Here is a 22,260-nt window from a genome sequence, read left to right as displayed (position 1 = left end):
CTCGCTTCGTTCGTTGTGTCTCTATTCTTTCAGCCCCCGCGATCCGAGTCAAATTGACTCTTTTCGCGAAACCTGCCGAGAATTTCGACCGCCCCATCTTTTTCCGGGCGACTCCTCAAAACTACTCCCGCATCCGATTCCTGTCGAACCGGACCCGCCGACGGACATGACGACCACCGGCAAGGATGCGCTTGAGGAGGTTCCCCCGGACAGCCGACGATCAACGCCGACTGGGTGGGACTGGTGAACTCTATGTACGACTCCGTCCCCCGTCAAATCAACGCACCGCCATACCGGAAAACAGTCCTCGACCACCGGAAACGTCGGGGGCCACGACAGCCGGCACGGTTCACTCACAAGGCCCGGCAACAGCCGGGCTGTCGAACAGGGCGAACTCGTGCGCATCCGGGACTTGGAACTACGTCACGTCGTGAGCCATCTGTTCCTGCGTGATGGGGACGGTGTCCTGTCCTCAGCGGCGCGGGCCGCCACTTTGCGGGACAGCTCCTCGAAAGGCGCGTCCAGGCAGTGGAGTTTCACCTGGATACCGCGGGCATACGCGGTGAGGCGCTTGTCGGCTCGCTCCGCGCGTCTTCAGAAGCGAATTCCCGGGAGGTGCGGCGCTCCTGGAATCCTTGCCTGCGGCGCTCCTCCCGGACCCCTCCCACATGGTGGCTCTGCCCTCTCGGACCCCTCCCCCAATGGTGGTTCCGCCTCCGCAGCGCCCGTACCCAGGATGTCGCCCTCCCGAAAGCCCGTACCGACGGTGCCGCCCCAGAACCCGTCCGGTGGTGTCACCCTCTCGGATGGCGGGGCGGGGGAACGGCAGGCTTGAGCGTTCGACGTGCCCCGGCCGCCGTCGCGGAACGGCCCACGAGCGGCGCCTCGTAGGCTTTCCGGGTGGATCTCGAGGATGAGCTGGCCCGCCTGGCCGCCCAGTACGGCGGGGCAGGCACGCCGACCCGGCACGCGACGAGGAGTGACGTCGTCGTCGTCCGGCGCGGCGAGGTCGTGGTCAAGGCGCACTCGGCCAGGGACGACGCGGCCTCCCTCCGGTTGAGGCTCAAGGCCAGCGCGTCGGCCGCGCTGACCGGGGTGATGCTCGCCCCCCTGGACATGGACGTGCGCACGGTGTGCGACAGGGCGGTGACCGTGTGGCCGGCGGGTACACCGGTCGCTCCCGACGACCCTGACGCCGCTCCCTGGGAGGAAGGGGCGCGGCTGCTGGCCCGGCTGCACGCCGTACCGCTGACGACGGTGCCGCCGTTGCCGGAGGCGGGCGGGCCCGCGCGGATGGCGCGGGCGGTCAGCGGCATGCCGGGGGACGGGCCGGACCAGCGGCTGGTACGGCAGGCCCTGGCGGCGCTCCCCGCCCCCGAGCCCGTGCCCCTGCTGCTCACCCACGGCGACTGGCACCTGGGCCAGCTGGTGCGGCGCTCGGACCGGTGGCTGCTGATCGACGTGGACGACCTGGGGATCGGCGACCCGGCCTGGGACCTGGCGCGTCCGGCGGCGTGGTTCGCCGCGGGGCTTCTCGAGCCCGGCATCTGGAACCGGTTCCTCAACGCCTATCTCGCGTCGGGCGGGCCCGCGCTGGACCCGCGCGACCCCTGGGCCAGGCTCGACGTTCCCGCCAGAGCGGTCACCGTTCAGCTGGCCGCGGTGGCGGTCACCCACGCACAGCGGGAGGGTCGGGAACTGGACGAGGTGGAACGTTCGTTGGTCGAGTCGTGCGACAGGATTGTGGGCCTCCGGTGAGGCTGACATAGTGACGCACGCAGACCGTGTACATCCCGCCAATGGGCAAGGAGATCAACCAGATGCAGTGCCCCAAGTGCCGCGGCAACATGCGGACTTACGAGCGCAACGGGGTCCACATCGAGCAGTGTGAGAACTGCCGAGGGATCTTCCTCGACTACGGCGAGCTGGAGACGCTGACTCGCATGGAGTCCCAGTACCACACGCCGCCCGCCGCGCCCCCGCCTCCGGCTCACGGGGCTCCCGCGTGGGGCGCCCCCGCCCCGCACTACGGCGGTCACTACGGTCACCGGCGCAGGCACGACAGCTTCCTGGGGATGCTGTTCTCCTCCTGACCCTGCTGTGAAAAGGGCCGCGACCTCGAGTGCGAGGGACGCGGCCCTTTCCGTCTCCGGCGGCCCCTTCCACCGCCGAGGGCCCGACCTCCCGCGGTTGCGAGCCGACCGGACCTCCACGACTCCGGGGCCGAAAGGACCGACACCCCCCACCCGCCACGGGCCGGCCGACCGGACCGCCGCCCCGCCACACACACACGCCCAGCCGACCGGACCGCCGTCCCGCCATACACGGAAGCCCACCGACCGGATCGCCGTCCCGCCACTTACGGGGCCGGACCGACCGGATCGCGGCTCCCACCGGACGCGGGGGCGATCGCATCGGGTCGCCGCTCCCGCCGGCCGCAGGACCGGCCAGGCCGGGCCGGGCCGGGCCGGGCCGGGCCGGGCCCCGGCGATCAGGCCGGGAAGGTGCCGGGGTCGACGTCGGTCGTGGGCGCGTTGCCCCCGGTGACCGAGTGCAGGGTGACGCGCCAGTCGTGCCACCTGATCTGCGTCGCCGTGTACGTCGTCCTGAACTGCACCGGCTTCTCGAACCGCTCGAAGCTGCACGACCTGGTGAACGCCCTGCCGTCCCAGTCGATCCCGTGGGTGAAGAAGATCTCGTACGTGCCGTCGCGCACGCCTTTCACCCGGAACGTCGACTTCTTACGCACGAACACGCTGAACGCCTTGGTCTTGCCGCGCATCACGGTCACCACCGCGTCCCTCGACCCGCCGTTGTCGATCAGCAGGGAGCTGCGCCCGCTGAGCCGCTCGGCGCGCAGGAACCGCCCGTTCGCCGGCCGCCTGGTCTGCTTCCTGGCCGCCTTGACCGGCACCACGTCGGCCGGGTAGTCGCCGAGCGCGGTCAGCGACCTGCCCGCCTGGTCAAGCGCCTGGAGCTTGTCCGCGACGTCGCTGAAGACCCCGCCCGCCGTGCAGACGCTTCTGCCGCCCACCTTGCCGAGCGTCATCCCGAGCTGGGTGGTGAAGTCGCGCAGGCTGGCCACGTACGCCTCGTGCTGGACGCGCGCCTCGACGGGAGGGGCGAGGGCCGACAGGGCCTCGGTGGCGCCGCTGAGGGTCTCTTCGGCACGTTCCATGCGATCGTTGAGTGACTTGACGGTCTTCGCGGAGGAGAGCGCGGTGAGCGCGGCCCGCACGCCGGTGCGCTGCTCGGTGAGCGCGTCGCGGTAGGCGGCGGCGGTGAGGGCGCCGGTGCCGCTCGACGGCCCCGTGACTCCCTGGGAGGGCTCGGCGGGGCCCTGGGCCGTGGAGCTGCACGCGGTGAGGGTCAGCGTCGCCAGGCCGAGAACGCAGGAGATCAACCGGGGGGCAAGCATCTGCCACACTATCGCCCGGCTGATCCCCTGCCGTCAATCAGGATTCGGTCAGACCGCTGTCCCGATCCTGCCGGAGCCACCGGGTGATCCCGAGCCCCCGCAGGAACGGCAGATCGTGGCTGGCCACGATCAGCGCCCCCCGGTAGGCCGACAGCGCCTGCGACAGCTGCCTGACGCTGGCGAGGTCGAGGTTGTTGGTCGGTTCGTCCAGCAGGAGCAGCTGCGGCGGCGGGTCGGCCGACAGCAGCGCCGCCAGCGTCGCCCTGAAGCGTTCGCCGCCCGACAGCGTGCGCACCGGCTGCTCGGCCCGCGCGCCCCTGAACAGGAAGCGGGCCAGGCGGGCGCGCACCTCGTTGACGGAGGCGCCAGGGGCGTGCGCGCGGACGTTGTCGAGCACGCTGAGGCTCTCGTCGAGGACGTCCAGGCGCTGCGGCAGGTAGCCGACCGGGACCGGCGCCCCTGCCGCCACGATGGCTCGCAGCAGGGTGGTCTTGCCCGACCCGTTCGGGCCGAGCAGCGCGATCCGCTCGGGTCCGCGCACCTCCAGGCGTTCCATCGCCTCACCGGTACGGCGTGCGGTCGCGAAGGACAGCACGACCCGGCCCGCGGGGACCGCCGTCCCGGGCAGCGAGACGCGGATCTCGGCGTCGTCGCGCACCGCCTGTTCCGCCTCGTTCAGCCGCTCACGCGCCTCCTCCAGCTTGTCGATGTGCATCATGCGGTGCTTGCCCGCCGACACCTGGGCCTCGCGCTTGCGCGCCTGCATGACGATCTTCGGTTCGCGCTTGTTGGCGTACATCTTGTCGCCGTAGCGCACCCGCCGGTCGAGTTTGGTCCTGGCCTCGATGAGCTCGCGCCGCTGCCTGCGCACGTCGGCCTCGGCCACCCTGACCATGCGTGCGGCGGTTTCCTGTTCGGCGGCGAGCATGCACTCGTAGTCGCTCAGGTTGCCGCCGTACAGGCGTACCGCGCCCTCGCGCAGCTCGGCGATCTGGTCGACCTGGTCGAGCAGTTCCCTGTCGTGGCTGACGACGACCAGCACCCCCGGCCAGGCCCTGACCGCGGCGTGGAGCCGCCGCCTGGCGTCGAGGTCGAGGTTGTTGGTGGGCTCGTCGAGCAGCAGCACGTCGGGCCGGTGGAGGAACTGCGCGGCCAGGCCCACCATGACGGTCTCGCCGCCGGACAGCGTCGCGACGGTGCGGTCGAGGCCGACGTGGTCGAGGCCGAGCGTGGCCAGCTGGGCGGTCGCCCGTTCCTCCACGTCCCAGTCGTCGCCGACGGCGGTGAAGTGTTGCTCCCGCACGTCGCCCGACTCGATCGCGTGCAGCGCGGCTCTGGTCGCGCTGATGCCGAGCAGGTCGGCGACGGTCAGCTCGGCGCGCAGCGGCAGGTTCTGCGGCAGGTGGCCGACCTGCCCTGCCACGCTGACGGAGCCGGAGCGGGGGCGCAGCTCCCCTGCGATGATCTTGAGCAGGGTGGACTTGCCCGAACCGTTGGCGCCGATCAGGCCGGTGCGTCCGGCGGGGAAGGCGGCGTCGAGGCCGTCGAGCACCTGGGTGCCGTCCGGCCAGCCGTAGGAGACGTGGTCGATCACCACGGAAAATGACATGAGAGAGCTCCCGTCGGAAAGTCTGAGAATTCAGGACTTGGCGGGAACCACCGCGAAGACGCCCGAGGTCCAGGTGCGCACGTGCCCACGACAGGGCGAGACGGCGCGGTGCCCGCGACCTCAGAACCTCACGTCAACAGCCTCCACGGCTCGGAAATGCGACTCGCAGAGATTACCCGGCCGGAAAATCGTCCGCAAGGGCCCGGGCGCGATGCGCCGCGACGTTGACCCGGTTGGCGCACGCCAGCGAGCAGAACCTGCGGCGGCCGTTGCGCGAGGTGTCGACGTAGACGGTCCGGCAGCCCTGCCTGTCGCAGCGGCCGAGGCGGCGGCCGTCGGAGAAGCAGATGGCCATCGCCAGCCCGCCCGCCGTGGTGTCCTTGGCCCTGGCGACGATGTCGGCGCCGAGGGCGAAGAAGTGCAGGTGCGGGCGGCGGCCGTCGTGCGCGCTGATGTACGGCGTGGCCGCGGTGATCGCCAGCAGGTCGTTGACGAGGGTGATCTGGGTGTCCTGGTCGGTCTCGCCGAAGACGGGGTCGAGCCGCCTGGCCCACCTGCCGAGCTCGGCCGCCTGGGCGGGGGTGAGCTCCGCTCGCAGCATCTCGTTCCTGACGAGCAACGGGGTGATCGCCTCGGGGGTGAAGTCGACGGCGTTGACCAGGTCGGCCGACAGTGCCGCCCCGTTGCCCCCGTAAGCATTGAAATGCATAAGGACATTACATCAGGTTGGAGGCATGCATTTCACGACACTCGTCTCCACCCACGAGACCTCGGACGGTGTGATCTCCTATTTCCGCTGCGAGTGCGGCGCGTGGGAGGTGCGTACGGCCGATCACGGCAACGTGGCGACCACGTCGACCCCGCCGGAGAGGCGACAGGTGATCACGGTGTGACGACCGTGACAGCCGGGTGAGTGAACCGGCGCGTAACCGTTCTTGACCATCGACTGACCCGCCGCGTTCGGCCTAGAGTGCGCACCAAGCCGTCCCCCTCAACCGGAGGTCAGGAATGTCCAGCATTCCCGCTCTGCTGCGCGATCGGATCAAGGCCACCCCCGACGCCGAGGCCTATCGCCATCCGGCGGGCACCGGCTGGGAATCGCTGACCTGGGCCCAGGTGGGCGAGCGGGTGCGGCCGCTGGCCCTGGGCCTGGCCGAGCTCGGCGCCCGCGCCGACACCAGGGTGTCCATCCTCTGCTCGACCCGGCTGGAGTGGATCCTCGCCGACCTGGCCGTGCTGTCCACGGGCGCGGCCACCACGACGATCTACCCCTCCAACACCGCCGACGAATGCGCGTACGTCATCAACGACTCCGGCAGCACCCTGGTCATCGCGGAGAACGACGACCAGGTGGCCAAGCTCGCCTCGGTGCGCGCCGACCTGCCCGGCGTCCGCCACGTGGTCGTCATCGACGGCGCCGCGAGCGACGACGGCTGGGTCGTCCCGCTCGACAGGGTCCGCGCCGACGGCGACTACGACGCCATGATCGACGAGATCGGGCAGGACGACCTGGCGACGCTCATCTACACCTCCGGCACCACCGGCAGGCCCAAGGGCGTCGAGCTGACCCACGACAACTGGCTGTACGCCGCGGAGGCCGTCCGCAAGATCGACCTGATCGGCCCCGACGACCTGCACTACCTGTGGCTGCCGCTGTCGCACTCCTTCGGCAAGCTGCTCGAGGTCGTGATGATCGACATCGGCGTGCCGACCGCGATCGACGGGCGCCTCGACAGGATCGCCGACAACCTGGGCGAGCTGCGGCCGACCTTCATGGCCGCCGCGCCGCGCATCTTCGAGAAGATCCACAACACCGTCGTCGCGACGGTCAGGCGCGAGGGCGGCGTGAAGCTGCGGATCTTCAACTGGGCCAAGCGGACGGCCGTCAGGGTCAGCAGGGCCCGCCAGCGCGGCGCGACGCTGCCGCTGACCACCCGCCTGGAGTACGCGCTGGCCGACCGGCTGGTGTTCGCCAAGCTGCGGGCCCGCTTCGGCGGACGCATCCGCTCCTTCATCTCCGGCGCGGCCCCGCTGTCACAGGACATCGGCGAGTTCTTCGACGGCGCGGGGCTGCCCATCCTGGAGGGGTACGGCCTGACCGAGTCGTCGGCCGGCAGCTTCCTCAACAGGCCCGGCGCCCTCCGGCTGGGCACGGTGGGCCAGCCGCTGCCCGGCACCGAGGTGCGCATCGCCGAGGACGGCGAGATCCTCATCGGCGGGCGCGGCATCATGCGCGGCTACCACGGGCTGCCGGAGGAGACGGCCGAGACGCTCGAGGACGGCTGGCTGCGCACCGGCGACATCGGCGAGATCGACGAGGCCGGCCGGCTGCGCATCACCGACAGGAAGAAGGAGCTGATCAAGACCTCGGGCGGGAAGTACGTGGCGCCCACCTACCTCGAGGGGCGGATCAAGGCGGCCTGCCCGTACCTGTCGCACGTGTTCGTGCACGGCGACCGGCGCAACTTCTGCACGGCGCTGGTGACGCTCGACATGGAGGTCGTACGGCCGTGGGCGGCGGCCGAGGGGCTGCCCGGCGACCCCGAGAAGCTGCGCGACCACCCGCGGATGCGCGAGGAGGTCGGCAAGGCGATCAAGGAGGTGAACGCGGGGCTGGCGAGCTACGAGACGATCAAGGACTTCGCGATCCTGGCCGACGACTTCACCGTGGAGGCCGGAGAGCTGACGCCCAGCCTGAAGATCAAGCGCAAGGTGGTCGAGCAGCACTACGGGGAGACGCTGGACGCCTTCTACAAGGACGCCACCCTCACCTGAGCGCCCGGCCGCGCGGCGCCGGTCGCGGGGCAGCGGAAGACGTGCAGCGCGCGGGCGCTCGGCGAACGTCAGCGGAACACGTGCAGGGCGCGCGGGCGCTTGGCGAACGTCAGGGGCCCGCGCGCGGTGACGGTCTGGCCGTCCAGCGCCAGCCGTACCTCTCCCGAGGGCGTCTCGACGCGCACCGTGTCGGCCTGCCACTGCCGGTAGTGGCGCGACAGGCCGAGCCGCCCGCCCACCGCGCTCCCGAACGCCCGCAGGCGGGGCAGCCGCCGGGCGGCCGTCATCAGCCTGATGTCGAGCACGCCGTCCTCCAGCCTGGCCCGGCGCCCCGGAGCGGCGCCGCGCGAGCCGTACCGGCAGTTGCCCACGAACATCAGCCAGGCCCGGTACGGCACGCCGTCCACGACCAGGTCGACGGGCGCCGCGTCGCGGCGCAGTACCTCGGCCAGGCCCCACAGCAGCGCCGGCCAGGTGCCGATCCGCCGGTGCCTGGCCTCCCTGCGCTCGGCGAGGGCGGGATAGACGCCGAGGCCGGCGCTGTTGACGAAGACCCTGCCCGCGGTCTCCACGACGTCGACGGCGGCCAGCTCGCCCGCCCGGTAGGCGGCGACGGCCTCGTCCGCGTCGGCGACGCCGAGCTCGGCGGCGAACAGGTCGCGCGTGCCCGACGGGACGACCAGCAACGGCCTGCCCCGCTCCAGCGCGATCCGGGCGGCGGGTCCGACGCTCGTGTCGTCCCCTGCGACGGCGAGCACCTTGCCGTCGGTCCTGTCGAGGGCCCCTGGCGGCACGAACTCGGCCCGGGGGAAGGCTTCGCGGAGCTTCCGCGCGGCCGCCCCCGCGGGGTCGGCGGCGACGACCAGGCCCTCGCCCGAGGGGTCGCCGTCGACGGCGGGCGCGGTGGCCGAGGCCCGGGCCCGTCCCGCCTCGGCCGCCTCCGGCCAGATGCGGCGGGTGACCAGCCCGGTGGCCACGCCGATGGCCGCGCCGGCGAGCACGTCTCCCGGGTAGTGGACGCCGGTGTAGACGCGGGAGAAGCAGACCGCTGCCGCCACCGCGGCCACGGGGACGGCGACGGCGAGGGGCGCTTCGAGGGCCACGGCGGTGGCGAAAGCGGCGGCCGAGGCGGAGTGTCCCGACGGGAAGGAGGCCGACAGCGGCATCTTGAGCAGCCGGTTGAGCGGCAGCACGTCGGCCACGGGGCGCTTCCTGCCGAAGGCCTGCTTGCCCGCCAGGTTCACCAGGGGGCTGGCGAGGCTGATCGCGAGCATGCCCCTGGTGGCCGCCCTGCGCAGGCGACGCCTGCCGCTCAGCGCGAACGTGCCCGCGACGCCCGCCCACAGCAGCGCGTTGTCGGCCGTTCTGGACAGCCGCGGCAGGACGGCTTCGAGGCCCGGCAGCCGGGTCCGTGCGACGGCCGCGTACAGGTGCTTGTCGAGGCGGTGCAGCCGGGATCGGAGTCGCATGCTGTATCTAGTGCCCAGGTTCGCCGGTTTTCAGCTCACAGGATCCGCCGGGCGCCCGGCAGCGCGCGCACCAGGAAGGCCAGCGCCCAGCACAGCGGCAGCGCGAGGACGGAGACGACGGCGAACTTGACGATCGCGGCGGCCTGCAGCCAGGAGAAGGCGTAGGCGAGGCCGACCAGCACGACGGGATGGATGATGTAGACGGTGTAGGCCTGCTCGGACAGGAACCTGCCGCGCGCCCGCTGCGCGTTGAAGCGCTCGCGGAACAGCACCAGCAGGCCGATGACGACACCGGCCGCGAACACCGCCTCCCACGCGGCCTGCGCGAGGTCGGCGACCGCTCCGCCGGACATGAAGCGCAAGGGGAGCAGCACCGTCGTCCCCAGTCCCGCGGCGGCGAAGCCGAGCCTGCCCGCCCGCCGCGACAGCGTGGCGAACCAGCCACGCCGGTGGGCGAGCACGCCGAGCGTGAACATGCCGGCGTACTGCGGCAGGTGGGACGGCGTGGGCAGGCCGAGCACCGGCACGTAGAGGCCGACGGGCACGACGAGACGCCAGGCGAAGGTGACGACGGCCAGCGCGACCGTGCAGGCGACGATCGCAGCCGCTCCCGGCGCCTGCTCCGGGCCCGACCGGGGGATCCGGCCGTAGCGCCGGACGGCGGCGTAGACCGCGGCGAAGACCAGCAGGACCTCCACGAACCACATCGGGCCCGGGTCCCACGACCCGATGTAGAACATCCAGTACGGCATGTCGAAGTCCTGGTAGACGCCGACCATGGCCAGGGGGCGCAGCAGCAGGAGGAAGACGATCAGCGGGATGCCCAGCCGGAGCAGCCGGTCGCGCATGAAGGCGCCGCCGCCCTTGCGGTCGTAGGAGCCGGGGGTGAAGAAGCCGGAGATGAGGAAGAAGAAACCCATGAAGAACGCCTGGTCGAACATGACCAGGATGTCGAGCGCCCACCCGGAGGGGTCGTGGGCCTGCTCGAAGTGGTACCAGGCGGGGATGTTGCCGTACGTCAGGGCCACGTGGTGGAGGATCACGAGGACGGTGAGGACCACGCGCAGGTTGTCGACGTAGGCGAGCCTTCTCATTGCGGTCCCTTCGTGGCGCGCACGAAGATCTCGGCCAGTTCCCTGGCGTGGGCGTCGAGGTCGTGGCCGGGGTGGACCGCCCAGTAGGCGAACATGTCGTTGACCGCGGCCGAGTGGGTGATCGCCATGACGCGCGGGTCGAACGGCCGGAACTCGCCCGTGGCGTGGCCGAGACGGTAGATGTTCTCCAGCGACTGGTACAGCTCCTCGTTGGCGCCGATGCCGTACCGGGGGGAGCCGTCCGGGAGGCGGAGGTTGATGAAGATCTCCCCCAGGGCCTTGAGCTGGGTGCGGTGGTCGCGCATGTGCTCGGCGACGCTGAGGATCTGGGTGCGCAGCAGCTCGGTGGCGGTGGTCCTGCCCTCCATCCGGGCCAGCACGAAGTCGGCGATGCCGGTGTAGACGTGGTCGACGACCTCCTCCATCAGGTCGTCCTTGCCGGCGAAGTGGTAGGAGATGACGCCCTTGCTGATGCCCGCGTGCTTGGCGATGGCGGCGAGCGACGCCTTGGCGAAGCCCACCTCGGCGATGACCTCGATGGCGCTGGCCATGATCTGGGCCCGCCTGGCCTTCTCGATGAACGACCGCGGCTTCTGGCCGGATGCCTCGTTTTCTGACCGCATGGCCAAAATCTAGCACAGGCGGCCAAGACATAAATCCGAACGACCGATCGGTCTTTTTATCTGCTAGCGTGAGCCGCATGGCAGACGGCAGGAAGGTGCGCGGACAGCGCAGCAGGGAGGCCATCCTCGGCAGCGCCGTGGCCCTGGCCTCGGTCGACGGGCTCGACGGCCTGACGCTGGGCCGCCTGGCCGGCGTGGCGGGCGTCAGCAAGTCCGGCCTGTTCGCCCACTGGCGCGACAAGGAGCAGCTGCAGCTCGACGCGGTCGAGTGGGCGCGGCGGCAGTGGATCGAGCACGTGGTCACCCCCGCCCTGGCCGTGCCCCAGGGCCTGCGCAGGGTGCTGGCCCTGCACGAGGCGCGGCTCGCCTTCTACGAGGAGGGCCGCCTGCCGGGCGGCTGCTTCTTCTTCGCCGCGCAGGTCGAGTTCGACGACCGTCCGGGCCCGGTCAAGGACCGGGTGGCCGAGGCGATGAACGACTGGCTCGGCTTCCTGGAGCGGGCCATCCAGGACGCCGTCGACCGGGGCGAGCTGCGCGCCGACCCGGCCCAGCTCGCCTACGAGATCGAGGCGCTCGGCGAGGCCGTCGTCATCCACTCCCGCCTGCGCGACCGGCCACGGGCCTTCGCCCACGCCCGCAGGGCCGTCCTCGACCGCCTGCGCGCCCTCTCCCCCGACCCCACGCTCCTCCCGGAGGACTGACCGTGTCCCACACCCGTCCCGTCCAGGTGCACTTCGACGACCTCGACGCCATGGGCCTGCTGCACAACGCCCGCTACTCGGTGCTCGTCGAGCGGGCCATCACCGCCTTCTGGACCGAGCTCGGCTGGAACTTCGACCCCGCCCACTCCCGCTTCAAGGACGTCTTCCTGGCCGTGCGCGAGTTCTCCATCACCTTCCACGTGCCGATCATGGGCGTCGGCGAGCCGCTGGTGCACTTCTGGATCGAGCGGATGGGCACCACCAGCGGCGTGTACGGCTTCCGCGTCCTGTCGCCGGACGGCGGCACCGTGCACGCCGAGGGCCGCAGGGTCAACGTCAACCTCGACCCGGCGACGCTGCGCCCCACCCCGTTCAGCGCGGAGATCCGCGACGCGGCCAAGGTGCTCGCCGCGTGATCAGGAGCCGCTGGATCCCCGGCTCCGAACCGAGGGGCGAGGAGCCCGTCGTGGTCAGCCTCACCGACTTCCGCCTGCACAGCGCGGTGCATCTGCCGCGGGCGAGCCGTACGGGATGGCGGCTGGGCCGGCGCTGGCCCGAGGTCGGCGGCGCGGTCGGGCCTGTGGGAGGAAGCCTGGTCACCCGTGGCGCGCGGCGGGGTCAGCGGCGCTTGAAGGCGGCCAGCAACCGCTCGGCGGCCAGCGACGGGGTCAGGGTGCCCGCCAGGACCTCCCGCTCCACCTCCGCCGTGATCGCCGCCACCGCGGGGTTGCCGCGCAGCTCGGCCAGCAGCCGGTCACGCACCAGCGTCCAGGTCCACTGCACCTGCTGACGGCGCCGCTTGGCCGCCACGTCGATCCGGTCCTGGTGGGCGACGACCTGCTCCCACACCTCGTCGAGCCCGCCACCGGTCAGGCCGCTGCAGGTCAGCACCGGCGGCGGCGCCGCCTCCGAGCGCAGCATCCGCAGCGCACCCGCCAGCTCGCGGGCCGCCTTCCTGGCCGCCGGTTCGAAGTCCCCGTCCGCCTTGTTGACCGCGATCACGTCGGCCAGCTCCAGCACACCCTTCTTGATGCCCTGCAGCTGGTCGCCGGTGCGGGCCAGGCTGAGCAGCAGGAAGGTGTCGACCATGTCGGCCACCGCGGTCTCCGACTGGCCGACGCCGACCGTCTCGACGAGCACGACGTCGTATCCCGCGGCCTCGACGACGACCATCGCCTCCCTGGTGGCCTTGGCGACCCCGCCGAGCGTGCCCGAGGTCGGCGAGGGGCGGATGAAGGCCTGCGGGTCGACCGACAGGCGGGACATGCGCGTCTTGTCACCGAGGATGCTGCCGCCGGTCCGCGTCGACGACGGGTCGACGGCCAGCACCGCCACCCGGTGGCCGCGCTCGGTCAGGCGGGTGCCGAGCGCGTCGATCAGCGTCGACTTGCCGACCCCCGGCACGCCCGAGATGCCGACCCTGCGGGCCTGCCCGGCCAGCGGCGTGAGCTCGACGAGCAACCGCTGGGCCAGCTCGGCGTGGTCGGCCCTGGTCGACTCGACCAGCGTGATCGCGCGGGCGATCCAGGCGCGCGATCCCGACTTCACCCCGTGGACGTAGTCGTCGAGCGCCCTCATCCGCACCGGCCCTCCGCCGGCCGGTGGCGCATCAGTGGCCCAGGCGCGAGGACAGCTCGCGCACCAGGTCGAGCGCCGCGTCGGCGATCACCGTGCCGGGCGGGAAGATCGCCGAGGCGCCCGCGGCGCGCAGCTGGTCGAAGTCGCCGGGCGGGATCACGCCGCCCACCACGATCATGACGTCGTCCGCGCCCAGGTCGGCGAGCGCGGCGCGCAGCGCCGGCACCAGCGTGAGGTGACCCGCGGCCAGGGAGGAGACGCCGACGACGTGCACGTCGGCCTCCACGGCCTGCCGCGCCACCTCCTCGGGCGTCTGGAACAGCGGGCCGACGTCGACGTCGAAGCCGAGGTCGGCGAACGCGGTGGCGATCACCTTCTGGCCGCGGTCATGCCCGTCCTGCCCCATCTTGGCCACCAGGATGCGCGGCCGCCGCCCCTCGGCGACGGCGAAGTCGGCGCACGCCTGCCGTACCAGCTCGATGCCCTTCACCGGACCCGCCTCGTCGCGATACACCCCGGAGATGGTACGGATCTGCCCCGCGTGCCGTCCGAACACCTTCTCCAGGGCGTCGGAGATCTCGCCGACCGTGGCCTTGGCCCTGGCCGCCTCCACCGCGAGCGCCAGGAGGTTGTCGCCGCCCGCGGCGCCCTTGGTGAGATTTTCCAGCGCCTGCCGTACGGCCTCGGCGTCCCTGTCGGCGCGCAGGCGGCGCAGCTTGTCGAGCTGCTGCGCCCGCACCGCGCTGTTGTCGACCCTGAGCACCTCGATCGGCTCGTCGGCCTGCGGGCGGTACTTGTTGACCCCGATGACCGGCTGCCTGCCCGAGTCGATGCGCGCCTGGGCGCGCGCCGCGGCCTCCTCGATGCGCAGCTTGGGCAGGCCGGCGTCGATCGCGCGGGCCATGCCGCCGGCCGCCTCGACCTCCTGGATGTGCTGCCACGCCTTCTCCGCCAGGTCGTGGGTGAGGCGCTCGACGTAGTAGGAGCCGCCCCACGGGTCGATGACGCGGGTCGTGCCCGACTCCTGCTGCAGCAGCAGCTGGGTGTTGCGGGCGATGCGGGCCGAGAAGTCGGTGGGCAGCGCGAGCGCCTCGTCGAGGGCGTTGGTGTGCAGCGACTGGGTGTGGCCCTGGGTGGCGGCCATGGCCTCCACGCAGGTGCGCACCACGTTGTTGAAGACGTCCTGGGCGGTCAGGGACCAGCCCGAGGTCTGGGAGTGGGTCCGCAGCGACAGCGACTTGGGATTCTTCGCCCCCGCCTCCGACACCAGCCTGGACCACAGCAGGCGGGCCGCCCGGAGCTTGGCCACCTCCATGAAGAAGTTCATGCCGATGCACCAGAAGAACGACAGCCGGGGGGCGAAGGCGTCGATGTCGAGCCCCGCCGCCACACCCGCCCGCAAGTACTCCACACCGTCGGCCAGGGTGTAGGCCAGCTCCAGGTCGCAGGTGGCCCCCGCCTCCTGGATGTGGTAGCCGGAGATCGAGATGGAGTTGAACTTCGGCATGTGCCGGCTGGTGTAGGCGAAGATGTCGGAGATGATCCGCATCGACGGCCCGGGCGGGTAGATGTAGGTGTTGCGGACCATGAACTCCTTGAGGATGTCGTTCTGGATGGTCCCCGTCAGCTGCTCGTGGGCGACACCCTGCTCCTCGGCGGCCACGATGTAGAGCGCCAGGATCGGCAGCACCGCGCCGTTCATCGTCATCGACACCGACATCCGGTCCAGCGGGATGCCCTCGAACAGCTGCCGCATGTCGTAGATGGAGTCGATGGCGACGCCCGCCATGCCCACGTCGCCCGCCACACGCGGATGGTCGGAGTCGTAGCCGCGGTGCGTGGCCAGGTCGAAGGCCACCGACAGGCCCTTCTGCCCCGCGGCCAGGTTGCGGCGGTAGAAGGCGTTCGACTCCTCGGCGGTGGAGAAGCCCGCGTACTGCCGGATGGTCCACGGTTGGTTGACGTACATCGTCGGGTACGGCCCGCGCAGGTACGGCACCGCCCCCGGATAGGTCCGCAGGAAGTCGAGCCCGTCGAGGTCGGCGGCCGTGTAGACCGGCTTGACCGGGATGCCCTCCGGGGTCTCCCACGGCTCACCGCCGGCCGCGCCGGTGGGGCGCACGGGCGCCAGCGGAACGGTGGTGAAGTCGGGGATCATCGCGCCACTCCCAGGTCGTCGAAGGTCGTGCGGAGGACGTCCAGCGCGTCGCATCCGGCGTACAGGTGCGCGTCCACCCCCTCGTGATCCCCCTTCCCCGCCAGCCATACCGTGCGCGCCCCCGCCCGGCGCAGCGCCAGGGCCACCGGGGCGGCGTGCTCGCCGTACAGCCGGTCGCTGGAGCACAGGCACGCGACGGCGGCGCCGCTGGCGGCGAAGGCCCGCGCGATCTCCTCCGGGTCGGTGCTCGGGCCCGACAGGACGGTCTCCAGGCCGCCGGCGTGGAAGAGGTTGGCGGCGAAGGAGGCCCTGGCGGTGTGGACGGCGACCGGCCCGATCGTGGCGAGGAAGACCTTCGGCCGCTCGGGCTGGGCGTCGGCCAGCTCGCGCAGCTCCTCGTACGGCCGCGCGTAACGCATCGCCTCCCCCTGGGGGGCGGGCGGCCGCAGCGGGCGCTCGCGCGGATCGGGGAACTCGCTCACGCCGGTGATCGGGTGGCGCCGGTGCGCGATGTCGTCGTCCCTGCGCGCCCTGGTCCGCGCGATCCGCTCGCTCACCAGGTCACCGGCGGCCTGGACGCCGCCCGCCGCCTCGATCTCCTGGAACCACGCCCAGGCCCGCTCGGCCAGCTCGGCCGTGCGCCGTTCGACGTACCAGGAGCCGCCCGCGGGGTCGGCGACGCGCCCCACGCCCGACTCCTCCAGCAGCAGCGCCTGGGTGTTCCTGGCGATCCGCCGGGCGAAGGCGTCGGGCGCGCCCATGGCGGCGTCGAAGGGCCGCACCGTCACCGCGTCGGCGCCGCCCACGCCCGCGGCGAAGCACGCCAGCGTGGTGCGCAGCATGTTCACGTACGGGTCGCGCGCGGTCATCATCGCGAAGCTCGTCACCGCGTGCTGCAGCTGCGTGCCAGGCCCGCCGCACACCTCGGCCACCCGCGCCCACAGCAGGCGGGCCGCGCGCAGCTTCGCGATCGTGGCGAACTGGTCGGCGGTGGCCGCGTAACGGAACTCCAGCTGGCCGAGGGCCGCCTCGACGGTCAGCCCGGCCGCGGTCAGCGCCCGCAGGTGCGCCACACCGGTCGCCAGCGAGCAGCCCAGCTCCTGCGCGTCGCTCCCGCCCGCGTCGTGGTACGGCAGGCCGTCGACGACGATGGCGCGCAGCCCCGGATGCTCCGCCGCGCAGCGCCGCGCCAGCGCGACGGCGTCGGGGCCGAGGCCCGCGCCGAGATTGCCGGTCACCCCCGTGCCGAGCCCGAGCAGGACCTCGGCCGCCTCGGCGGTGCGCTCGCCCGCCTCCAGCACCACGGGCACCAGGTCGAGGTAGACGCCGTCGAGCGTGCGCGCCAGTTCCTCCACCGGGACCGCCAGCCACAGCGAGGTGACGCCGTTCTCCAGGTCGGCGAGCACCGCCTCGTTGTCCGGCACGGCATGCCGCTGCCGGACGTCCCAGCCCCGGTGCGTGGGCCGCGGGGCGCGCAGCTCGGGCAGGTCGCCGGCGTCGTAGAGGGGTGCGACCCGCACACCGTCATAGGTGTCGGTGGCCAGCGCGGCTTCGGGTGATTCCGGCTCCACGCCGGACTTGCGCAACACACCGAGCGCGAGGGTCCGCCAATCGTCGCGGGTCGTGGACGGGAAGTCCGCGGCGAGTCTCATGCCTTGGATGGTAGGCGCAGCCGTACCAGAACAATAATCCGGGGGCATCCGGGGGCAGCGTCCGCGGTCAGGCGCGCGCCGCCTCCCAGGCCAGCTTCCACGTGACGGGTCCGACGACGCCGTCGTCGGGGATCTCCTGCTCGCGCTGGAAGCGCCGGCACACCTCGCGGGAGCCGGCCCCGTAGGCGCCGTCGACGTCGACGGTCCAGCCGCGCCTGCTCATCTGGCGCTGCCAGGTGCGCACGTCGTCGCCGCGCATGACCGGGGGGAACTTCAGCAGCCGCCCGGGGAAGGGCGGGGCCTGCGGGGGCGTCGGCGGCTCCTGCCCGCCAGGCCGGGGGGCGCCGCGCCTGACCCAGCCGTAGAGCGGGTCGCCCGGGCAGTCGGTGTTGAACCCGTCGCGGTGCCCCTTGATCTCGCGCCCGGCCGCGCCCTCCTCGCGCAGGTGCAGGATCGCGTCGAGGATGGCGTGCAGCACACCGTCGGGCGGCTGGACCAGGCCGGCGTTGCCGACCAGGCCGAGCACCGCGTAATGGCCCGAGTTGAGCCCGGCCCCGTTGGCCGCCGGCAGATGGTGCGCCCCCCGCCCCTCGAACACCTTGCGGTGCGGGCAGGCCACGAAGCTGTAGCCGATGTCGATCCAGCCGTTGGAGTCCATGTGGAAGTTCTGGATGGACTGCACCAGGGCCACGCACTTGGCGTGGTCGCGCACGATGCCGGGATCGACCCTGCCACCCGTGTAGTGGACCTTGACCCCTCTGGTGGACTCGAGCTGGGTGTAGCTGCCACGCGGGGAACGGGCACGCCAGTCACGACGCAGGACAAGATCGATGGCCACGGCGATCTCCCGGGTGAGGACGCTGACAACCGAGCGTAACGCGAGGTGTACGGACAGATCCCAGGAATGTCGATTATTGGTCTCCCTACGGCCGGAAGACGCGCCGGTCCGTAACGATCGCGGAGATCAGGTCATGGGGCGTGACGTCGAAGGCCGGGTTCAGCGCGCGGGTCCCCTCGGGGGCGATGCGCATGCCGCGCACGCACACCACCTCCTCGTCGCCCCGGTCCTCGATCTCGATGTGCTCGCCCGAGGGGGTGGCCGCGTCGATGGTGCTCTCGGGGGCGACCACGACGAACGGCACCCCGGCGCGCTCGGCGCCCAGCGCGAGCGCGTAGGAGCCGATCTTGTTGGCGGTGTCGCCGTTGGCGGCGATCCGGTCGGCGCCGATCAGCACCGCGTCCACCCCTCCCCTGGCCAGCAGGTACGGCCCGGCGGAGTCGGTGACCAGACGGTAGGGCGCGCCCATCCGCTCCAGCTCCCAGGCGGTGAGCCGGGCCCCCTGCAGCAGCGGCCTGGTCTCCAGCGCGAGCACCTCGGCCAGCCGTCCCCTCTCGTGGAGGGTCTGGACGACGCCCAGCGCGGTGCCGCGCTCGACGGTGGCCAGACCTCCGGTGTTGCAGATGGTCATGACGCGCAGCTTGTCGCCTTCGAGCAGGTCGGCGCCGCGCTCGCCCATGGCCACGCAGGCGGCGATGTCGTCGTCCCTGATCCGCAGGGCCGTGGCGAGGACCGCCTCGGGTCCGTCGTCGAGGCGCGCGGCGGCCTGGTCGACGCCCCACGCCAGGTTGACGGCCGTCGGCCGGGCCGCCCTGAGGCGCGCGACGGCCTGCCTGTCGCCGCCGGCCAGCGCGACGCCGAGCGCCCCTGCCACGCCGAGGGCCGGAGCGCCCCTGACGGCCAGGCGGCGGATGGCGTCGACGAGCTCGTCCACGGTGGTGATGCGCAGCATGACCAGCTCGTCCGGCAGCAGCGTCTGATCGATGAGCTCGATGGCCCCGTCGACCCAGTCGATCGTCCTCACAGGCGCACCGTACACAATCAGGCCGAACCGTCATACATCCCGTCGGCATCGGCGGGCGGCGCGCCTGTCTCTCATGGGGGAGGCGGCTCGACCGTCCGCGGCGCCGCCGGTGCGGCGACCGGCGGGGTCGTCCCGTCGTCGGCGGCCACCAGCTCGTAGCGGGTGGCGTAGGTGTCGACGAGCGAGACCAGCATCGCCGCGACGGGAATGGCCAGCAGGGCGCCCACCGCGCCGAACAGCGCCGCGCCCAGGGTGACGCCCGTGAACGAGACCCCCGGATGGATGTCGACCGACCGCGCGCTGATCCTCGGCTCCAGTGTCAGGTTCTCCACCTGCTGGTACACCACGGCCCAGGCCAGCGCCGCCACCCCGACCCAGGGCCGGGGCGAGGCCAGCCCGACGACCGTCGGCAGGGCGATGGAGATGTAGGTGCCGATCGTGGGGACGAACTGGGCGACCGCGCCCGTCCACACCCCGAGGGCGAACCAGGACGGCATGCCGATCGCCAGGAACACCAGGGCCGACGTCCCGCCGTTGATCGTGGCCAGGATGAGCCTGGCCGAGACGTAGCCACCGGTCTTCTCCGTCGACAGCTCCCACACCCTGATGAAGACCAGCTGGTACCGGCTGGGCAGCAGCTGCGCCACCCACTGGCGCAGGCGGGGGCCGTCGGCCGAGAAGTAATAGGTCAGCAGCACGAGCATGAACAGCTTGAAGACCATGCCCGCCACCGTCCCGACCAGGCCCAGGACGCCGCCGACCACGTCCTGCGCGTACGCGGCGGCCTGCTGGGGTGTCACGTTCAGGGACTTGAGGAGGTCGGCCAGCTTGTACTGCGTCCCGAGCCGGGCGTTGATCCACTTGAGGACGGCGGCGGCGACGTCGGGCAGCGCCAGCAGCAACTGCCCGACCTGCTGCACGAACAGGTTCCCGAACAGGATGAGGAAGATGACCGCCACCACGGTGAAGGTCACCATGACCAGCAGCGTGGCCCTGCGACGCGACATCCGCCTGGACAGCGGGCGCACGGCCGGCTCCATCGCCAGAGAGGTGAACCAGGCCATGACCAGCAGGACGAGCAGCCATCCGGCGTCGGTCAGCAGGAAACGCAGGAAGAACATCAGGGCGACCACGGCCGCCACCACGAGAGCGACCCGCCACACGTTCGCGGGCGCGAGCAGGACCTTGACGACCGGGGGCTTGATCCCTCGCGGCTCACTCGGCCTCGTCATGATCCCTCCTACGGTTCGCTCATGGCGACTGCGCCGTGGGGGCGGGTGCGGACGGGGCCGGCAGGCACACAATCCTACGTTGCCGCAGGTAGAGAGGGAAGGATCAGGCACATCAGTGGAGGTGGGGCCGTCGCGGCGGCCCCCCGCCTAGCGCTCGGACAGGACGATCACGGAGTCGCCCGCGCCGAACGTCAGCGGCTGACTCCTGTCCGGGTTGAGCACCACCCCGTAGTGCGGCGCCTGGTTGATGCCGGACGCGAGCCGGTAGCCGATCGCCGTCTCGCCCCGCCGCCTGGCCGACTCGATGACGGTGGAGAACGACACCTGCGCGCCCGGGGTCACGTACGAGGCGGCGGGCCTGGGGTAGATCTCCGACCCGCGCGAGTCGAACAGGTAGCCGAAGACGTCGGCCAGGTGCCGGTTCTCGGCCAGCTGGGCCAGCAGCAGGCCGATGACCGTGTCGCTGATGACGATGTCGTCGGCCTCGGTCACCTCGGCCAGCGAGCGGTTGTTCTCGTCGTGCATCTCGCTGACGATCGAGTACCGCTCGCCGGTGGCCGCCTGCATGTCGCGCAGCTGCAGCAGCGTCATCAGCGTGCGGGTGTCGGCGTGCTGCGGCTTGAACCTGTCGTCCGACAGCACGATCACGTGCTGGTAGAGGCCGACGCCGAGCGCCTCCAGGGCGTACCTGTCGGTGGTGTCGCACTCCTTGACGTTCACGGTGAGGTTGCGCAGGCCGGTCAGCTCGGTGCCCGCCTTCGGGTGGTCGGCCGCGACGTCGAGGACCGAACCGGGGGCGACGTAGCCGTCCAGGTAGCGGATGATGTGCTCGGCGCGGGCGTTCCAGTTGAGGATCAGCGTCCGTTCGGCCTCCGGCGGCGCGGCCGGGGCGCCGGCCATGTCCTTCTCGGAGTAGGCGGCAGGAGCGGTGGCCACGCGGATGAGCGAGTCGTCGTGGGCGATGACGACGACCTGGTCGTCGGCGGCGATGACGGTGTCCATGGGCGGGTTGAGCACGACGCCGGAGGGGCGGCGCAGGCCGATGACCGTGGCCGTCTCGTAGGCGTGCAGCGCCTCGCCGTACGTCCGGCCGGCCAGAGCGGCGTCGGCGCGCAGGTAGATCTCGCCGCCGTCGAAGTTCAGCAGGTCCATGCAGACCACGGACATGCCCGACTGCCGGGAGGACTGCACGATCAGCCGGGAGGCGGTGTCGTCGGCGTCGACGAGGTGGACCTGGTCGCCCCCGGCCAGGCGGGCGGCGGCCATGTTGCGGCTGGAGGTGAGCGAGGCGACGACGGGAGGGTGGTCGCCGGCGCGCTTGGCCAGCGCCAGGAGGATCTTGATGACGTGGGCGTCGGAGTCCTCGCCGTCGGGTGACAGGACGACGATGGAGCGAGCCCTGTCGAGGTTCATCAGGCGCAGGTCGCCCGGCTCGGTGGGCCGTCCCGTGCGGCAGACGAGCCTGGTCCGGCCGGTGTCGCCGATACGCTCCCTGATCTCCTCCTCCATGTCGAGCTTGTCGTGGTCGGCCATGACGGCGATGACCGAGCCGCGCTGGCTGGCGTGCGCCTTGACCAGCTCGCCGATGATGGTGAAGATCTGGTCGGACCAGCCGAGGACGACGGTGTGACCGCTCTCGGCGACCATGGAGCGGCCCCTGCGCAGCCGGTCGATCTTCTGCTTGAGCCCGTTGGAGAGCAGGCCGACCAGGATGCTGACGATGAAGATGCCGGCCAGCGACCCGGCGAACATCACGGCGAGGAAGGCGGTGCTGCCCTTGTCACTGGCGACCTTGCTGGGTGTCATGGCGTGCATGAGCGCCAGCCACAGCACCTCACCCGGGCTCGCTCCCTCGGGTTCGTCGGTGACCCAGACGGTTAATCCGGCCACGACCAGCACGATCGCGACGGACACCACGGCGAGCCAGCCGATGAGCGAGGCGGTCCCCTTGGACATGGTGTTGTCGAACCAGTAACGCACGCGCTCCCGCACAGACACCGTTTACCTCCCCGTGAATGAACCTTGACCAACGGCAAAAGGTACAGCGGCTTTCATGCGACGAAAAATCATCCGCGTGAGCGCCCGTACG

General features: G+C 71.7%; 19 protein-coding genes. 6 read left to right on the top strand and 13 right to left on the bottom strand.

Annotated features, from left to right (window positions below):
• The first annotated feature begins 900 nt into the window (after window positions 1-900).
• Together ABZX22_RS20065 and ABZX22_RS20060 are read left to right on the top strand one after the other, a co-directional pair.
• Window positions 901-1,758 carry a phosphotransferase gene (locus ABZX22_RS20065; RefSeq protein ID WP_354910995.1) on the top strand — a complete coding sequence of 286 codons (858 nt, stop codon included), beginning with the start codon at window positions 901-903 and terminating at the stop codon, window positions 1,756-1,758.
• 62 nt (window positions 1,759-1,820) lie between these two features.
• Entirely contained in the window at window positions 1,821-2,093 is a 273-nt protein-coding gene (locus ABZX22_RS20060) for a zf-TFIIB domain-containing protein (protein WP_354911017.1), read from the top strand.
• 398 nt (window positions 2,094-2,491) lie between these two features.
• Here ABZX22_RS20060 and ABZX22_RS20055 read toward each other — a convergent pair whose 3' ends face one another.
• From ABZX22_RS20055 to ABZX22_RS20045, 3 genes are all read right to left on the bottom strand, one after another.
• Window positions 2,492-3,418, bottom strand: coding sequence for a hypothetical protein (locus ABZX22_RS20055; RefSeq protein WP_354910992.1), 927 nt, complete (start codon window positions 3,416-3,418; stop codon window positions 2,492-2,494).
• A 37-nt stretch (window positions 3,419-3,455) separates the two neighbouring features.
• Window positions 3,456-5,027 carry an ABC-F family ATP-binding cassette domain-containing protein gene (locus ABZX22_RS20050; protein ID WP_354910989.1) on the bottom strand — a complete coding sequence of 524 codons (1,572 nt, stop codon included), beginning with the start codon at window positions 5,025-5,027 and terminating at the stop codon, window positions 3,456-3,458.
• Window positions 5,028-5,199: 172 nt separating this feature from the next.
• Window positions 5,200-5,736 (bottom strand): CGNR zinc finger domain-containing protein, encoded by a 537-nt coding sequence (locus ABZX22_RS20045; RefSeq protein ID WP_354910987.1) that lies wholly within the window; start codon window positions 5,734-5,736, stop codon window positions 5,200-5,202.
• Between the two features lie 25 nt (window positions 5,737-5,761).
• Between ABZX22_RS20045 and ABZX22_RS20040 the strand changes: the two genes are divergently transcribed.
• Together ABZX22_RS20040 and ABZX22_RS20035 are read left to right on the top strand one after the other, a co-directional pair.
• Window positions 5,762-5,920, top strand: coding sequence for a hypothetical protein (locus ABZX22_RS20040; RefSeq protein ID WP_354910986.1), 159 nt, complete (start codon window positions 5,762-5,764; stop codon window positions 5,918-5,920).
• Window positions 5,921-6,035: 115 nt separating this feature from the next.
• Window positions 6,036-7,802, top strand: coding sequence for a long-chain fatty acid--CoA ligase (locus ABZX22_RS20035; RefSeq protein WP_354910983.1), 1,767 nt, complete (start codon window positions 6,036-6,038; stop codon window positions 7,800-7,802).
• Window positions 7,803-7,870: 68 nt separating this feature from the next.
• Here the strand turns inward: ABZX22_RS20035 and ABZX22_RS20030 are convergent, their stop codons facing one another.
• The 3 genes from ABZX22_RS20030 to ABZX22_RS20020 are packed head-to-tail and all read right to left on the bottom strand — an operon-like array spanning window position 7,871 to window position 10,988.
• Window positions 7,871-9,271 carry a phosphatase PAP2 family protein gene (locus tag ABZX22_RS20030; protein WP_354910982.1) on the bottom strand — a complete coding sequence of 467 codons (1,401 nt, stop codon included), beginning with the start codon at window positions 9,269-9,271 and terminating at the stop codon, window positions 7,871-7,873.
• Window positions 9,272-9,306: 35 nt separating this feature from the next.
• Window positions 9,307-10,365, bottom strand: a complete 1,059-nt coding sequence (locus tag ABZX22_RS20025; RefSeq protein WP_354910979.1) for an acyltransferase family protein — start codon at window positions 10,363-10,365, stop codon at window positions 9,307-9,309.
• On the bottom strand, window positions 10,362-10,988 hold the full coding sequence (locus tag ABZX22_RS20020; protein WP_354910976.1) for a TetR/AcrR family transcriptional regulator: 627 nt from the start codon (window positions 10,986-10,988) through the stop codon (window positions 10,362-10,364). The genes ABZX22_RS20025 and ABZX22_RS20020 overlap by 4 nt, the downstream gene beginning before the upstream one ends.
• A gap of 77 nt (window positions 10,989-11,065) precedes the next feature.
• Between ABZX22_RS20020 and ABZX22_RS20015 the strand changes: the two genes are divergently transcribed.
• Entirely contained in the window at window positions 11,066-11,689 is a 624-nt protein-coding gene (locus ABZX22_RS20015) for a TetR/AcrR family transcriptional regulator (protein WP_354910973.1), read from the top strand.
• A 2-nt stretch (window positions 11,690-11,691) separates the two neighbouring features.
• Complete coding sequence (locus ABZX22_RS20010) at window positions 11,692-12,105, top strand: thioesterase family protein (RefSeq protein ID WP_354910970.1); 414 nt, start codon at window positions 11,692-11,694, stop codon at window positions 12,103-12,105.
• Window positions 12,106-12,307: 202 nt separating this feature from the next.
• Here the strand turns inward: ABZX22_RS20010 and meaB are convergent, their stop codons facing one another.
• The 7 genes from meaB to ABZX22_RS19975 all read right to left on the bottom strand — a co-directional run bounded on the left by meaB (window position 12,308) and on the right by ABZX22_RS19975 (window position 22,169).
• Window positions 12,308-13,267, bottom strand: coding sequence for a methylmalonyl Co-A mutase-associated GTPase MeaB (gene meaB, locus ABZX22_RS20005; protein ID WP_354911014.1), 960 nt, complete (start codon window positions 13,265-13,267; stop codon window positions 12,308-12,310).
• A gap of 31 nt (window positions 13,268-13,298) precedes the next feature.
• Window positions 13,299-15,425 (bottom strand): methylmalonyl-CoA mutase, encoded by a 2,127-nt coding sequence (gene scpA, locus ABZX22_RS20000; RefSeq protein WP_354910967.1) that lies wholly within the window; start codon window positions 15,423-15,425, stop codon window positions 13,299-13,301.
• On the bottom strand, window positions 15,422-17,077 hold the full coding sequence (locus ABZX22_RS19995) for a methylmalonyl-CoA mutase family protein (RefSeq protein WP_354910965.1): 1,656 nt from the start codon (window positions 17,075-17,077) through the stop codon (window positions 15,422-15,424). Before ABZX22_RS19995 ends, scpA begins: the two co-directional genes overlap by 4 nt.
• A gap of 67 nt (window positions 17,078-17,144) precedes the next feature.
• Entirely contained in the window at window positions 17,145-17,915 is a 771-nt protein-coding gene (locus tag ABZX22_RS19990) for an N-acetylmuramoyl-L-alanine amidase (RefSeq protein ID WP_354910962.1), read from the bottom strand.
• Window positions 17,916-18,000: 85 nt separating this feature from the next.
• Complete coding sequence (gene mtnA, locus ABZX22_RS19985) at window positions 18,001-18,939, bottom strand: S-methyl-5-thioribose-1-phosphate isomerase (protein WP_354910960.1); 939 nt, start codon at window positions 18,937-18,939, stop codon at window positions 18,001-18,003.
• Window positions 18,940-19,010: 71 nt separating this feature from the next.
• Window positions 19,011-20,171, bottom strand: coding sequence for an AI-2E family transporter (locus tag ABZX22_RS19980; RefSeq protein WP_354910957.1), 1,161 nt, complete (start codon window positions 20,169-20,171; stop codon window positions 19,011-19,013).
• A 147-nt stretch (window positions 20,172-20,318) separates the two neighbouring features.
• Window positions 20,319-22,169 carry a TrkA C-terminal domain-containing protein gene (locus ABZX22_RS19975; RefSeq protein WP_354910954.1) on the bottom strand — a complete coding sequence of 617 codons (1,851 nt, stop codon included), beginning with the start codon at window positions 22,167-22,169 and terminating at the stop codon, window positions 20,319-20,321.
• Window positions 22,170-22,260: the final 91 nt, after the last annotated feature.

Source organism: Nonomuraea sp. NPDC003804 (assembly GCF_040610675.1).
In the GTDB taxonomy this organism is placed as follows: Bacteria; Actinomycetota; Actinomycetes; order Streptosporangiales; family Streptosporangiaceae; genus Nonomuraea.
This window is presented reverse-complemented; position numbering and strand designations above follow the sequence as displayed.